This is a genomic window from Paenibacillus sp. D51F (assembly GCF_053345695.1).
Genome location: NZ_JBKFAO010000010.1, coordinates 48,725 through 63,564, shown reverse-complemented (window position 1 = coordinate 63,564; position 14,840 = coordinate 48,725). Strand labels below are relative to the sequence as shown.

Below are 14,840 nucleotides of genomic sequence, written 5' to 3'. Positions count from 1 at the left end.
GATAACAGAACAACTGCAAAACTCACCCATTCTGTGTGGATGATCCCTTGAGGATGTCGGAGCAGGAGCTGCCAAGCTTCTGCCCGGCATCCTTTTTCTTTTCTCGGTGACGTGCGTGTGGATCTTCAGGGCGGTCTTCGGGTTATCGTGACCGGCCTTATCCAAGATCGTCTACAGAAGATGAGGATACGGCAACGGATCCTAACAGCAAACGAAAAGCAAATGCCATTGCCCAGCCTGGCCCGCTCCGTCCGCATACTTGGATAAGCCTGCTCATAAGGATAAGGAACAAGCCTCCGTCATCTTATCCGGCGGCGGAGATTCCGAAGGGAGCGGGACAAGGATGGATGCGGGAAACAAGGGACGGTTCGATGCCGATTATTCGACCCGGCGCCGCTTGAACGGCGGCCGCAGGCATGAGGAAGCGGAGGCGATCGGGACGGGCAACCGCGAGCGCCGTCAGGAAAGAATCCGGGAATTGACGGAGAGCGGACCCGGCGCGGGGAAGCGTCCGGCTGCCTCGCGGTACGAAAAGGATACGGAGGTTGAACGCGCCTCGTCCGGCTCGCCTCGAAAGCAAGGGGCATTCGGTTCCGGCCCATCCGTTCCCAATAACGGAGGCGCAGGTTCAGGCGCAGGACCTTACGGCACCAGGGTGTACGCTCCGCCGCCGGAAGGGCTTGACGCCGAGCCGGACGAGCTGTGGCAGGAAGCCTGGCCGCTCCCGTCCGAGAAGGATCCCGAGCTGGAATGGAAGCGCAGCGCCAACCCCTGGCAGCGGCTGGAGGAGGCGAGCGGCAGCCTGTCGGCTCCTTTCCGCAAGCAGGAAGGGAGGACGCCCTCATCCGGACGCCGCTCCGGTTCCGGCGGGAGCCGGAGCGGAAGCGGCGGGACCAGCGGCTTCCGCCGGGAGCTGCAGGTGAAGCTGCTGCTCTCCGCTGTCTTGTTCGGGGCTGTATGGGGACTGTTCCAGCTCAGCGGCGGAGCCGCGAGGCAAGGGCAGGCGCTGGTGACCGAGGCGCTGACCGAGCAGATGGACTTCACGCGGTTAGCGGGCTGGTACAACCAGGTATTCGCAGGGGCGCCTTCCTTTATTCCCGGCTTCGGCATTCGGGACGGGGAGCAGACGGCAAGCGTAGGAGGGACGGTCAAGCCCGAAACGGTATCGCCGCTTGAAGGCGGCGCCGTCGTGAAGACGTTCGCCGAGTCGCTGGGCGGCGTGGAGATGGCGGGGCAGGCCGGAGGAGCGGTAAGGGCGGCCGAGCAGGGACGGGTTCAGGTCGTCTCGGCCGATGACGCCAAGGGACCGACGATCGTCATCCAGCATGCCGACGGCCGCACGACCTATTACGGCCAGCTGGGCGAGGCCGGCGTGCAGGTGAACGATTGGGTGACGGCCGGGCAGGTGATCGGCAAGATGGGATCCGCTGCAGCGGACGGAAGCTTGCCCCTGCTCTATTTTGCGGTGAAGGACAACGACCGCTACGTCGACCCGGCGGAAGTGGTTCCGCTTGATTAACATCCGGGGAGTGAGGTGGAGCCTTCATCCCTTGTTCGCGGTGCTGATGCTGTTGTCGGTGATGACAGGTTATCTTGCCGAGCTCCTTACCCTCTTCACGCTCGTCTTCGTCCATGAACTGGGACATGCGGCGGCAGCCTATGGATACGGATGGACGATCAGGGAAATCAAGCTGCTGCCGTTCGGGGGCGTAGCCGAGCTACAGGAGAAGCCGGGAGCGCCGGCGCACGAGGAGGCGGTCATCGCCCTGGCCGGACCTCTCCAGAATGTATGGATGGCGGCCGCGGCCTGGGGGCTGGGCTCGCTTGGATGGATGGACGCGGGATGGGCGGACTATCTGGTGCGCGCGAACCTGCTCTTGCTGGCTTTCAATCTGCTGCCGATCTATCCGTTGGACGGCGGCAGGCTGCTCTGGATAGCCTGCGGGCTTCGCTTTACCTTTTATTCGACGCTGAGGCTGAGCGCATGGACCGGAATGGCGTTCAGCCTCGTCATGATCGGTTACGCGCTGCTGCCGCAGCTTCACCGCAGCAGCGGCATCCAGGCCAATCTGCTGGCGATAGGGCTGTTTCTGCTGGCGACCAATTGGACCTACCGGAAGCATATCCCCTTCCTATTCTTGCGTTTCCTGGTGAACAGGGAACGCGGGGCGAGAAGGCGTATTCGGGAAGGCGTCCGGGCGAGGCCGATCGTCGTGACGCAGCGGCATCCGGTCTGGACGACTGCGAGACTGTTCCTGCGGGACCATTATCATCTCGTCTACGTGATGGAAGAGCGGGGCCGGATCGTGAAGGTGCTGCCGGAGCAGAGGATCGTCGAAGGATATTTGACGGGAGATCGTGCAGTTTCCGACCTTTTGAGGTAGAATAAGAGGCAAATCGAACGGTCTTGCAAAGACCGCGGGGGGCAGGTGTCACCGTCATATCATGAGAACAATGCTGATTCAGGCGAACGGTGCGCTGCTGCAGACGGCGGTGCTTCAGGGCGGGCGCGTCATGGAGTTTTTCATGGAGGATGCTTCGGAAGGCGGTTTGGTCGGCAATATGTACAAAGGGCGCGTCGTCAACGTGCTGCCTGGCATGCAGGCGGCATTCGTCGATATCGGCCTGGCCAAGAACGCGTTTCTGTATATCGACGAGCTGCTCCATCCTGCAGCCGATCACGGCAAGGACAAGCCGGCCATCGCGGATTTGGTCCGTGTCGGCCAGGAGCTGCTCGTGCAGGTCATCAAGGAGCCGATCGGCGGCAAAGGAGCGCGGGTAACGACTCAGTTTTCCTTGCCGGGAAGATGGCTTGTCTATATGCCGGGCGCGGATTATGTCGGCGTATCCAAGAAGATCGGAGCCGAGAGCGAGCGCAGCAGGCTCCGAGGCGTCGGCGAAGAGCTGCGCAGAGGCAGCGAGGGCATCATCATGCGGACCGTGGCGGCCGGCGAGAGCCTGCACTCGCTGCGCCAGGACCTGATGCAGCTCAGGGAAAGCTGGGAAGCGGTGGTGAAGAAGGCCAAAGGGCTCAAGTCGCCCCAGCCGGTCCTTCGCGAGGCGGCTTTGATGAGGCGGACGTTCCGCGACGCCTTCACGCCGGGCACCGAGGTGTATTGCGACGATCGGTCCCGATACGAGGAGGCGCTCAAGCTGGTCAAGGAGCTGGCGCCGGGCAGCGAGGCGCGGCTTCATCTGGCGGACAAGCAAGGCGGCAAGACCCTCTTCGAGCAGCATGGAGTCGCCGAGCAGCTGAGTGCGGCCTTCCAGACGCGGATCTGGCTGCCCAGCGGCGGCTACCTCGTCTGGGAGCAGACCGAGGCGCTTACGGTCATCGATGTCAACACGGGCAAGTTCACCGGAACAAGCGGTCTGGAGGATACGGTGTTCCGCACGAACATGGAGGCGGCCCGCGAGATCGCCCGCCTGCTCCGGCTGCGCGACGTGGGCGGCATCATCATCGTGGATTTCATCGATATGGAAGACGTCATCCATCGGGAGAAGGTGCGCCATCAGCTCGAGGACGCCTCGCGGGACGACCGGAGCAAGTGCCAGGTTCACGGCTGGACCCGGCTCGGCCTGCTCGAGATTACCCGCAAGAAGACGCGCAAGAGCATCGGGCCCAGATTCCACGAGATCTGCGGCAGCTGCGGCGGGAGCGGGCAACGGTATGTCGGGCTCTCCCCGCGCGCGAAGGCGGGTCAGGATGGACGAGCTTCGACATAGCTATTGTATGAGTGCCTAGGATATGGTACACTACTTTGGTGTATGTCCCCCGAGGACATATATGGTACCGCACCGGACGGGTTTTCAAGCCGGGATTTCGCTCGTCGATTTCCCCACCTTATCCAGGCGAGTCTTCGACTATAAGGAGGTGCACCATCCATGTTCGCAATTATCGAAACAGGCGGCAAGCAATACAAAGTTCAGCAAGGCGACGTTCTCTACATCGAGAAGCTGAACGCCGGCGAAGGCGATACGGTAACGTTTGATCGCGTCCTGGCCGTATCCAAGGACGGAGGTCTCGTGACGGGTTCCCCGATCGTTTCCGGAGCTACGGTTTCCGGCAAGGTCGAGAAAATCGGCAGAGGCAAGAAGATCATCGTGTACAAGTACAAAGCCAAGAAGAACTACCGCCGCAAGCAAGGCCACCGTCAGCCGTACACGAAAGTCACGATCGAAAGCATCCAAGCGTAAGCCGGTGCTCTCATGATTGTGGTTACGTTCATCCGGCGATCCGGTGACCGGCATATTACCGCCTTCTCCGTCAAGGGGCACGCGAAGTATGCCAAAGCGGGCAAAGATATCGTATGCGCAGGTGTATCCGCCGTTACGGTGGGCACCGTGAATTCTATTGAGGCCTTGGCAGGCGTCGCCCTGCCGGCCGTCATGAAGAATGGATGGCTCCAATCGGAAATTCCAGCTCTGCAGGACGAAACGGTCGATGGCCGGGTTCAGCTGCTTCTGGAATCCATGGTGGTGATGCTGAGCGGAATCGCCGATTCCTACAGCAAGTTCGTCACCTTGAACGAAGAGCTAGTTTAACGAGAAGGGAGGACACCGACATGTTGAAACTGAATCTTCAGTTGTTCGCTTCCAAAAAGGGCGTAGGCTCCACGAAGAACGGACGCGACAGCCAATCGAAGCGCCTTGGCGCCAAGCGTGCTGACGGCCAAGTCGTAAGCGCGGGCAGCATCCTGTTCCGTCAACGCGGAACGAAGATCCACCCGGGCAACAACGTGGGCATCGGCAAGGATGACACGCTGTACGCTCTGATCGACGGCGTCGTCAAGTTCGAGCGTTGGGGACGCGACCGCAAGAAAGCCAGCGTTTACCCCGTTGATCTGGCTCCGGTAGCTGCAGCAGTAGAAGCTTAAGTTCACGAGAGACGCGACCCGGCCTGATTTGAACAGGCCGGGTTTTTTTGTCAACAAATTGCCGGCTGCATACGGAGTTGGCTGGCCAGGGCATCCTTAAGGCAGAAAGTGGGATAAAACGTATGAATCGCATCGGATCGGCTAAGCTGTATGCAGCGGGGTCTGTCCTGCTGCCTGCAGCAGGCGTGATCATTCGGCCTTCCTTTCTATGGACGCATATTTTGTTCATTCTGTGGGCCGTTGCCGCAGCTGCCTTATGGATTGTCCAGGAGCGCAAGGAGCTTGAGGACCGCGCCAGACGCGCCTCCGCGCTTCAGCAGCAAGCCTCCATCCGTACGCTGAATCATCACCGGCATGACTGGATGAACGATTTGCAGGTGCTATATGGCTATATCCGCATCGGCAAGCTGGAGAGGGCTGCTGCCAGCGTGGAACGGATTCGGGACAAGATGGCGGTGGAGAGCAAGATCGCTCACCTTGGCATTCCGTCTCTGGTCGCCTATTTGCAATCTTTCCGCACGCACAGCCACAACCTGGTGCTTGAAGTGGAAGTCGAGGACAACCTCACGCTGGAGGATTTCCAGCTTGACCGAGACCGGACCGCGGATGCCCTGATCGAAGTCATCAACGCTTATCGCTTCGGCGTCAAGCCGGGAATCGGCGATCCTGCCGTCCTGGTGCTGAAGCTGTCCCGCGCAGCCGATGAGCTGATGGTGGAGCTGGAGTTCGCCGGGGAGCTGCGAGACGGCGATGAGCTGGTAGATAAATTGGAGCAGCGTCTGCGCGGAACCCCGCTGCAGGCCGTCAGCCTGAAGCAGTTCCGCCATGTGCTGCTTAAGGCTCCGCTCTGCGCATAATTGGAGGCTAATCATGTTTGTCGATAAAGCAAAAATATTTGTCAAAGGCGGAGACGGCGGAGACGGCATCGTATCGTTCCGGAGGGAGAAATACGTGCCCGAGGGCGGTCCTGCCGGCGGAGACGGCGGCCGTGGAGGCAATGTCATCTTCCGTGTGGACGAGGGCTTGCGCACGCTGATGGACTTCCGCTATCAGAAGCACTTCAAGGGCGAACGCGGCGAGCGGGGCCGGCCGAAGAGCATGCATGGCGCGGGAGCCGAGGATACGATCGTACGCATCCCCCCGGGAACGATCATCATCGATGACGACACCGGCGAAATTGTCGGGGATATGACTCGCCACGGACAACAGGTCATCGTCGGCAAAGGCGGACGGGGCGGACGGGGCAACCCGCGCTTCGCGACGATCAGCAATCCCGCTCCCGAAATCGCGGAGAAGGGCGAGGAGGGCCAGGAGCGCTGGCTCGTGCTGGAGCTCAAGGTCATGGCCGATGTCGGGCTCGTCGGTTTCCCGAGCGTGGGCAAATCGACGCTGCTGTCGATCGTATCCGCCGCCAGGCCGAAGATCGGCGCCTACCACTTCACGACGATTACGCCCAATCTCGGCGTTGTCGATGTCGAAGAGGGCCGCAGCTTCGTCATGGCCGACTTGCCGGGCTTGATTGAAGGCGCGCATGAAGGCATTGGCCTCGGCCATGAATTCCTGCGCCATGTCGAGCGTACCCGAGTCATCATCCATGTCGTCGACATGTCGGGCACCGAGGGACGCGATCCGTTCGAGGACTGGCTGAAGATCAACGAAGAACTCGTGCTCTACAACGCCAAGCTCGCCGAGCGTCCGCAGATCATCGCAGCCAACAAGATGGACATGCCCGATTCCGCCGCGAATCTGGAGCTGTTCCGCCAGAAGCTGGCAGAACGCGAAGAGGAAGGCCACACCTACGACATCGTTCCCATCTCCTCGCTGACGAAGGAAGGCATTCAGGAGCTGCTGTACAAGGCAGCCGCAACGCTGGATGAAATTCCGGAAGCGCCTGAACTCGAGGAGGTCAAGGAAGTCGAGGAGCGGAAAATTTACCGTCATACCGAGAAGAAGGAAGAGCCGTTCCGCGTTTACCGCGAGAACGACTACTACGTCGTGGAGAGCGAATCGTTCGAGCGTCAGCTCAAGCGGATTCACCTCAACTCGTTTGACGCCGTGAACCGCTTCGGCCGCATGCTGCGCAAGATGGGCGTCGATTCCGCGCTGCGGAAAATCGGAGCCAAGGATGGAGATACGGTGCATCTCGGCGAATTCGTGTTCGAATTTTTCGAGGGAAGCGAGTACTCCCCGGAATAAGAGGCAAGCAGGAAATCGGGCCGGGAGAAATCCGGGCCTTTTTCTTTGCTCATTTATAGATAGTTCCTATAAAATCATGTTTATTTTATATTTCAAAACAATAATTGATTCCCTTATGATGGGACTAAGAAAAGAAACGGGGTGGCAGCGATGGGAGATCGGGTTAAGCAGCAATTCGATGCGGTATCGTCTCGATACGACGCACAGCGGAGAATGCTGATTCCTTGCTTCGACGATTTTTACGGGATGGCGGCCTGGGCCGCCGACAGCGACGCAGCGGAGCCGAGAATACTGGATTTAGGCGCGGGAACGGGTCTGATGTCCTCCTTCATGAGACAGCGTTACCCGAAAGCGCATATCACGCTTACGGATTTCACGGCAAGCATGCTGGACAAGGCGAGAGAACGATTCGCGGGCGACGGCCGAGTCGATTTCGTGCAAGCGGACATGACGGGCGAGCTGCCCGAAGGGCCTTACGACCTGATCGTTTCCTCGCTGGCCATCCATCATTTGCGGCATGAGGATAAGCGGTTGTTGTTCGGCAGCGTGAAGGCGCGGCTTGAAGAAGGAGGCCGCTTCGTCAATGCCGATCAAGCCGCGGCAGAGTCCGCATTATTCGACCAGCTGAACCGGGAGCAGTGGCTGAAGGATATCTATGACGGCCGCTTGGCCGCAGAGGAGGCGGACGCCTCCGTGCTTCGACGGGAAGTCGACATCAACGCGAAAGTATCCGAGCAGCTTCTCTGGCTGGCGGAAGCAGGCTTCTCCAGCGTCGACTGCGTATATAAATATAGGGATTTTGCGGTGTTCTGCGCCGTGAAATAAATGACCGCACATCTTTGTTCCGCTAAGAAACATGAGAATAGATAAGGAGAGCAACAAAGCTGCCGGATGATCGTCGGTCCGGCAGCTTTTCTGATTGATGTTTATGCGTTATAATGAACATAAATTCGTTAAAACGAACACAGGACATGAAATCAACGGTTGCCGAAAGAATCGGTTTTCCGTATAATGTCCTCTATGGAAGCACATATGTCTACGCTGGGAGGACGAAATGTTGACGGAGCGATATTATGTCGTCCGCGAGGATTTGCTGCCCGAAGCCATCATCAAGACGATCGCGGTCAAGGAGATGCTGGCGCGCGGCGAGGCGGCCACCATCCATGAGGCGGTGGAGAAGGCGGATCTGTCGCGCAGCGCGTTCTATAAGTATCGGGAAGGCGTGTTGACGCTGGGAGAGCTGGAGCGGGGATCGATCATTACGGTGTCCATTGATTTGGAGCACCGGGCCGGCATTCTTTCCCAAGTGCTCAGCATGTTCGCGGCCCGCGGCGGCAACGTGCTGACGATCCATCAGAGCATCCCGCTGCAAGGATCGGCCAATGTGATGCTCTCGGTAGATACGGCTCCGATGAAGGACGAAGTATTCGCATTCGTGGACGAACTTCGCTTGGTGCCAGGCGTTAAGCGGGCTTCGGTCATCGGCCAAGGATAGGAAAGCGCTGCGTCCGGCTCTATCGATGCCGGATCGGACATAAGTACTGCAACTAAGGATCAGGAAACGGGGGAATGGCGATGAAGCCGGTTAAGGTAGGATTGCTCGGACTAGGAACGGTGGGCACGGGAGTCGTGCGGATCGTGGAGGGCCATCAGGCGGATCTGCGCAGCCAGGTCGGATCTCCGATCGAGATTGAGAAGGTGCTCGTGCAGAATGTCGAGAAGACGAGGGCGATCGGCATCGACGCGGCAAAGCTGACGACCGATCCATGGGAGATCATCCGCAATCCGGAGATCGATGTCATCGTAGAGGTTATGGGCGGCATCGAGAACACGAAGGAATATATTCTCGAAGCGCTCTCGCGCGGCAAGCATATCGTCACGGCCAACAAGGATCTGATGGCGCTGCATGGCCGCGAGATTCTTGCCAGAGCCAGCCAGCAGCGCTGCGACGTTCTGTACGAAGCCAGCGTGGCTGGCGGCATTCCGATCATCCGCACGCTGAACGAAGGCTTCTCCTCGGACCGCATCACCAAAATCATGGGCATCGTCAACGGCACGACCAATTACATCCTGACGAAAATGAGCCAGGAGGGAGCGTCCTACGCCGACGTGCTGAAGGAGGCCCAGGATCTCGGCTATGCCGAATCCGACCCGACCTCCGATGTGGAAGGGCTGGATGCCGCCCGCAAAATGACAATCCTCTCCCGGCTCGGCTTCCGCTCGGAAGTCAATCTGGAAGACGTGTCGGTCAAGGGCATCTCCTCCGTCTCCAAGGAAGACATCGCCTACGCGAAGCGGCTCGGCTACGAGGTCAAGCTGCTCGGCATCGCCGAGCGCCAGGACGAGTCGATCAGCGTCAGCGTGCAGCCCACGATGGTGAAGACGACTCATCCGATCGCCTCGGTCAACGGGGTATTCAACGCCGTGTACGTCCATGGCGAGGCTGTCGGGGAAACGATGTTCTACGGCGCGGGCGCCGGAGAGCTGCCGACGGCGACCTCGATCGTGGCGGATCTCGTGTCCGTGGTGAAAAACCTGAAGATCGGCGTCAACGGCCAGCAGGGCGTCATTTCCTACAACGAGAAGCGCCTCAAGACCGACGAGCAGATTACGTCCAAAAACTTCCTCCGGCTCCATGTCGCGGACAAAGCCGGCGTTCTCGCCCGGATTACGCAAGTGTTCGCCGAATACGAAGTCAGCCTCGAATCCGTCATCCAGCAGCCGAACGCGGAGCTGAAGGAAGCGGAGATCATCGTCATCACCCATAACGCCAGCAAAGCCGCGATGAATAAAGTGCTGGACGCCTTCCAGACGCTGGACGTCATCCAGAACGTGCAAAGCGTCTACCGGGTGGAAGGCTGATGGGCATGCGAAGCGTGCTGGTGCGAGTCCCGGCCAGCACGGCGAACCTGGGACCGGGCTTCGACTGCCTCGGCATGGCGCTGTCGCTCTATACGTGGATCGAGATGAAGCCGGCGGAGAAGGCTGCGGTCATCCGGCTTCATGGAGAAGGGCTTGAAGGCATCCCGCTGGACAAAAGCAACTTGATCTACAAGACAGCCCAGCTTGTCTTCCAGGAAACGGGAACCGATCTGCCGGAGCTGGAAATCGATATGTACAGCGATATTCCGCTGACTCGCGGTCTCGGCAGCAGCGCAAGCGCCATTGTCGGCGCTCTGGCAGCGGCGAACGAGCTGGCCGGCGGCGGCCTCGACCGCGACGCCTTGCTCCAGATCGCCACCCGTCTGGAAGGGCATCCGGACAATGTCGGCGCATCGCTGTTCGGCGGCATTATCGCGGCGGCCTGGGACGGCACGCGGGCAGACTGTCTGCGCATCGAGCCGCCGGCCGGACTTGCCGCTCTCGTGGCGGTTCCGCGCTTCCAGCTCTCGACCGAGAAAGCCCGGCATGCGTTGCCGGAGCAGCTGACGATGAGCGACGCCGTGCATAACATCGGCCGCAGCTCCCTGCTCGTGGCCGCTCTTGCCGGCGGCCGGCTCGACATGATCCGCCATGCGATGAAGGACAAGCTGCATCAGCCTTACCGGGCGGCGCTCATTCCCGGCATGGCTGAAGTTCTTGAAGGCGCGGCGGATCACGGGGCGCTCGGAGCTGCGCTGAGCGGCGCCGGCCCGACGCTGCTCGCCCTGATCGACAACGGAAGCCCGCGAAGGAGAGAGCTGGAGGCGTTCCTTCTCTCGACCTTGTCCGCTGCAGGAGTCGAGGCGGAATTGATGCTGCTGCAGCCCGATTCCGCCGGCGCTGCCGTCCTTGAGGGCGGCGATCCCGCCCTGCCTTTCGCAGAGCGTATCAAAGGAGAAGTTCATTCATGATCAAAGTCGCATTGCTTCCGGTCGTCTCCACCTCCGACGAGGCTGCCCGCAGCCTGTGCGGAGAGAACGCCGAGAGAGTCTATTACCCGATGATATCCGATGTTTTCCTGGCCACGGCGGAAGGAAAGACCGATTACAGCGTCATCCCGATCGAGAATACGATCGAGGGCTCCGTCAACCTGCATATGGACTGGCTGCTGCACGAAGTGGACCTGCCGATCCAGGCGGAATGGATCTATCCGTCCCGCCAGCAGCTCATCGGCCGCAAGGACGAGCTGCTCGGAGCCGGAGGAGAGCCGGAGTACGGCCGCATCGTCAAGGTGTTCAGCCATCCCGTCGCGCTGGCCCAGTGCCAGAGCTTCCTGCGCGGCCATCTCCAGCATGCCCAGTGGGAGCCGGTCAGCAGCACCGCGGAGGCGGTTCGGATCGTATCCGAAAATCCAGGCCAGGGCTGGGCTGCGATCGGGCTTACGCTGGCGGCGGCCCACTACGGCCTTGACGTGCTGCGCGAACGGGTGACGGATCACGAAAACAACTACACCCGCTTCCTGCTGGCCGGTCCGAAGCCGTTCGAGCTGCGCCAGTCCCCCGTCCGCAAGACATCCATTCTCGTGACGCTGCCGGAAGATTATCCGGGCGCGCTCCATCAGGTGCTGTCCGCCTTCGCCTGGCGAAGGATCAACCTCGGGAGGATCGAATCCCGTCCGACCAAAAAGCGTCTCGGCACGTACCATTTCGTCATCGACATCGAGATGGCTCTGGACACCGTCCTCCTGCCGGCGGCGCTGCAGGAGATCGAAGCGATCGGCTGCCAGGTGAGAGTGCTCGGCACCTACCCGAGCTTCGGCAGCACGGCTGATTGAGTAGTTAACGAAGTGCTGAGCATCCATCTTTTCGGCTGCTGCCGGATGCGCGTATAAGTGAAGGGTCTGCCCTAAGTCATTTTCGCGACTAGTGGGACAGCCCTTCTTTGCGTTAAGGGCCAAGCCGCGGGAATACGAGCCAGCTGCGATTCGTACGGATATTCGGTACGATTCCAGGCAGGGCTTGTATTTTTTTCATGAAAAGGGAGACAGACGCCTAATCGCTGCATACGATGTAACGACGGGCAGATAGGCTGCAGTCCTGCCGCTGCGCACAGCATGCGAAGAGGAGGGAGTCGGCTAGTGAAAATCCATATTGTCAAAGAGGGAGAATCATTCTACCTCATCGGCCAGAAATACGGGGTGACGGTGGAGGAGCTGAAGAAGCTCAACCCATCCGTGACCGATGACAAGAACTTGCAGATCGGCGCCAAAATCAAGGTTCCTTCGGAAGAGGAAAAGCATTGGAGCGGCGGCTTGATCCACAAGTACACGGTGCAAGCGGGGGATACGCTCTGGAAGCTGTCGAAGGCTTGGGGAGTGCCCCTGAACGAGCTCATCAAGGCCAACTCGCAGCTGACGAACCCGGATGCGCTGAATGTCGGGGATACGGTCAACATTCCAAAGCAAAAGGAATCGACGGCATTATCCCCCGAGCATAAGGCCGAGCATCACGGCCACACGGGAGGAAAAGCGTTCACGGGACCGATCGTCGACGGCAAAAAGAACACGGCGCCCATCGAGGAGAAGCCACCTACGGCGGTGAAGCCTCCAACGGCTGTGAAGCCGCCGACGGCGGTGAAGCCGCCCGAGCCGGTTCCTGTGCCGCCGCCCGCACCTCCTGTACCGCCGGCTCTTCCGGTGGAGGAGAAGGCATGCGCGAAGCCTTATCAATCCCATTATACGGAGAAGGCGATCCATCCTTTCGCCCAGGAGAAGCTTCCGGCCGTCGAAGCGGTCGCTCCGCTGTTTGAGCTTCCCAAAATGCCCGAATATGCCCCGGCCCCATCCTACGGAAGCGGGTACACGAAGCCTGGTGCCGGGTCTTACGGCGTCAAGGGCTCCGGTTACGGGGACGCCTACTCGCAGGGCGATCATGGCGCGGGATATGGACAGGAGCTTCCTGGATTAGGAGGCCAGATGGATGGCTACGGCGTGCACAACGCCTGGCCGGCGGCATCCGGTCCGGCAGCTGGAGCTTCAGTCGAACAGCCGTATGCAGCCGCCTCCCCGTGGATGGCCGGCTATCCGGCCGGTTATGGAATCGCGGGGCAACAGCAAGGCTATGGGTACCCGGGAGGCATGGTGCAGGGAGCCGCGCAGATGCCGGGAGACGGCTATGGTCCCCAGGCGGGAAGCGCAGGTTATGGCGGCTATGGAGCTGCCGCAGCAGGCTTGCAGGATTTTTACCCGCACGGATACGGCGCCTACGGACATGGCGGATACAGCCATCCGGGCTATGCAGCAGAAGCTCACGGACATGGCGGATACAGCCATCCGGGCTATGCAGCAGAAACTCACGGACATGGCGGATACAGCCATCCGGGCTATGCAGCAGAAGCGCAGGGGTATGGCGGATACGGCCATCCGGGATATGCAGCAGAAGTGCAGGGGTATGGCGGATACGGCCATCCGGGCTATGCAGCAGAAGCGCAGGGGTATGGCGGATACGGCCATCCGGGCTATGCAGCAGAAGCGCAGGGGTATGGCGGATACGGCCATCAAGGGTATGGCGCTCAGAACAACGGGGCGCATGTTTATGGCGGGGGAGGTTATCCTCAAGGCATCATGCCGGCCGCAGAAGCCGCTGCTCCCGGTCAATACAGTTACGACGGCGGCGGCACGTGGAATGCTGCGGGAGCAAGCGCCGGCGCCGCCAGTCCTGCCCAGTGGCCTGGATACCAAGGCTGGGGCGCGGAAGCTCAAGGGTATCCCGCCTCTCCGGGAGGCTGGCCGCAGACGGCCGCCGTGCAGGGCTACGGCGTGAATCCGGAGTATGGAGGAGCGCCGCTGAAGGAAGCTGCGCCGGTAGCGGTCCAGGCTTCCTGCTGCGGAGACAGGGAGGAGGAGGAGGCGCAGGGGGCTGATCAGGCAGGCAAGCCGGAGGCCGAATCTAAGGCTGACGCCAAGCCGGAGGCCAAATCTAAGGCTGACGCCAAGCCGGCGAAAACGGGCACGGCGGCCGCGCGCAAGCAGCCCAAAAAAGCGGTTGTACGCAGCGCTTCCCGGCCGGCTCCCCGCGCCTCCAAGGGCAGCAAGCCCTGGATCAACCGCTGACGGGGCCGAGGATGGGGAATGGCCATAGAGCCGAACCGGGCTGAACTCGCAGCCCGGTTCTTCTTATGCTTGCATAATTCATCCAGCCGGAAGGCAGACTAGCTTAAAATGCCAAGAAGGGGCTATGGATGACCATGTTGTCAATCAGCATCTGGAACCATCTGAAACGGAAATATTTGAGGCGCAGGCGCAGCCGTTCGCCGCTTGGCCTGGCTTGCGCGCTTCTGCTGCCTGCAGCGCTTCTGCTGGGCTCTGCCGGAGCCGAGGCTGCCGATCGGAGCGGGCCGGACTTTCCTCAAGAGGGAATCTCTTCCTTTCTGGAGGGAAGCGCATCTGCCGCGGTCACGATGAAAAGGGTCTATCTATGCGGAGAGGAAATCCGTCCGCTCGGCGTCATGGATCCGCCTTCCGTGCTGAAGCTGCTCGGCAGCCACCCCGGCTGGGAAGCCGGATTCGATGAAAAAGGCGGCGTAGTCGTGACCGAGCGAATCGACGATCTGTCCGAGGCCTGCAAGCAAAGCGCGACTTTCGGGGTGGATGACGGGGGAAGCCTGACGTTGTTCGAAGGTCCTCCGAGCGATGAGAAAGTCATGAAGACGTTCTTTCAGCTCGATCTGCAGTACATGGAAAGCACGCTGCCCAAGCAGGAACGGGACAAGCTGCTGAGCGGCATCCGCGTCCAGGACAGGGACGAGTTCAACAGCGTTTTGTCGACGTACAACGATTTTGCCCTGGAGGGATCCAGAGGAGCGATGAAGCGCGCCTACTGATTCCGTTCGGTCATCGGGATGCTG

At 60.4% G+C, this 14,840-nt stretch carries 15 protein-coding genes; all 15 read left to right on the top strand.

Annotation, left to right across the window (positions count from 1 at the left end):
• Window positions 1-343: 343 nt before the first annotated feature.
• Window positions 344-1,519: a peptidoglycan DD-metalloendopeptidase family protein gene (locus ACLBWT_RS17745; RefSeq protein ID WP_447664463.1), complete on the top strand. Its 1,176-nt coding sequence runs from the start codon at window positions 344-346 to the stop codon at window positions 1,517-1,519.
• Window positions 1,512-2,384 carry a site-2 protease family protein gene (locus ACLBWT_RS17740; protein ID WP_447664462.1) on the top strand — a complete coding sequence of 291 codons (873 nt, stop codon included), beginning with the start codon at window positions 1,512-1,514 and terminating at the stop codon, window positions 2,382-2,384. Before ACLBWT_RS17745 ends, ACLBWT_RS17740 begins: the two co-directional genes overlap by 8 nt.
• Window positions 2,385-2,445: 61 nt before the next feature.
• Window positions 2,446-3,726, top strand: a complete 1,281-nt coding sequence (locus ACLBWT_RS17735) for an Rne/Rng family ribonuclease (RefSeq protein WP_447664461.1) — start codon at window positions 2,446-2,448, stop codon at window positions 3,724-3,726.
• Window positions 3,727-3,885: 159 nt separating this feature from the next.
• Window positions 3,886-4,197: a 50S ribosomal protein L21 gene (rplU, locus tag ACLBWT_RS17730; protein ID WP_021881561.1), complete on the top strand. Its 312-nt coding sequence runs from the start codon at window positions 3,886-3,888 to the stop codon at window positions 4,195-4,197.
• A gap of 12 nt (window positions 4,198-4,209) precedes the next feature.
• Window positions 4,210-4,545 carry a ribosomal-processing cysteine protease Prp gene (locus ACLBWT_RS17725; protein WP_447664460.1) on the top strand — a complete coding sequence of 112 codons (336 nt, stop codon included), beginning with the start codon at window positions 4,210-4,212 and terminating at the stop codon, window positions 4,543-4,545.
• Window positions 4,546-4,565: 20 nt separating this feature from the next.
• Window positions 4,566-4,877 (top strand): 50S ribosomal protein L27, encoded by a 312-nt coding sequence (gene rpmA, locus ACLBWT_RS17720; protein ID WP_048744637.1) that lies wholly within the window; start codon window positions 4,566-4,568, stop codon window positions 4,875-4,877.
• A gap of 122 nt (window positions 4,878-4,999) precedes the next feature.
• Complete coding sequence (locus ACLBWT_RS17715; RefSeq protein WP_447664459.1) at window positions 5,000-5,734, top strand: Spo0B domain-containing protein; 735 nt, start codon at window positions 5,000-5,002, stop codon at window positions 5,732-5,734.
• Between the two features lie 13 nt (window positions 5,735-5,747).
• A complete protein-coding gene (gene obgE / locus ACLBWT_RS17710; protein WP_447664458.1) occupies window positions 5,748-7,073 on the top strand; it encodes a GTPase ObgE in 1,326 nt (441 codons plus the stop codon).
• Between the two features lie 150 nt (window positions 7,074-7,223).
• Window positions 7,224-7,898, top strand: a complete 675-nt coding sequence (locus ACLBWT_RS17705) for a class I SAM-dependent methyltransferase (RefSeq protein WP_447664457.1) — start codon at window positions 7,224-7,226, stop codon at window positions 7,896-7,898.
• A 229-nt stretch (window positions 7,899-8,127) separates the two neighbouring features.
• Window positions 8,128-8,568, top strand: coding sequence for an ACT domain-containing protein (locus ACLBWT_RS17700; protein WP_447664456.1), 441 nt, complete (start codon window positions 8,128-8,130; stop codon window positions 8,566-8,568).
• 80 nt (window positions 8,569-8,648) lie between these two features.
• On the top strand, window positions 8,649-9,935 hold the full coding sequence (locus ACLBWT_RS17695; RefSeq protein WP_447664455.1) for a homoserine dehydrogenase: 1,287 nt from the start codon (window positions 8,649-8,651) through the stop codon (window positions 9,933-9,935).
• Entirely contained in the window at window positions 9,935-10,906 is a 972-nt protein-coding gene (gene thrB / locus ACLBWT_RS17690; protein ID WP_447664454.1) for a homoserine kinase, read from the top strand. The genes ACLBWT_RS17695 and thrB overlap by 1 nt, the downstream gene beginning before the upstream one ends.
• Window positions 10,903-11,769 (top strand): prephenate dehydratase, encoded by an 867-nt coding sequence (pheA, locus tag ACLBWT_RS17685; RefSeq protein WP_447664453.1) that lies wholly within the window; start codon window positions 10,903-10,905, stop codon window positions 11,767-11,769. Before thrB ends, pheA begins: the two co-directional genes overlap by 4 nt.
• A gap of 303 nt (window positions 11,770-12,072) precedes the next feature.
• A complete protein-coding gene (locus ACLBWT_RS17680) occupies window positions 12,073-14,046 on the top strand; it encodes a LysM peptidoglycan-binding domain-containing protein (protein ID WP_447664452.1) in 1,974 nt (657 codons plus the stop codon).
• Between the two features lie 128 nt (window positions 14,047-14,174).
• Complete coding sequence (locus ACLBWT_RS17675) at window positions 14,175-14,816, top strand: BofC C-terminal domain-containing protein (protein ID WP_447664451.1); 642 nt, start codon at window positions 14,175-14,177, stop codon at window positions 14,814-14,816.
• The last annotated feature ends 24 nt before the right edge of the window (window positions 14,817-14,840 follow it).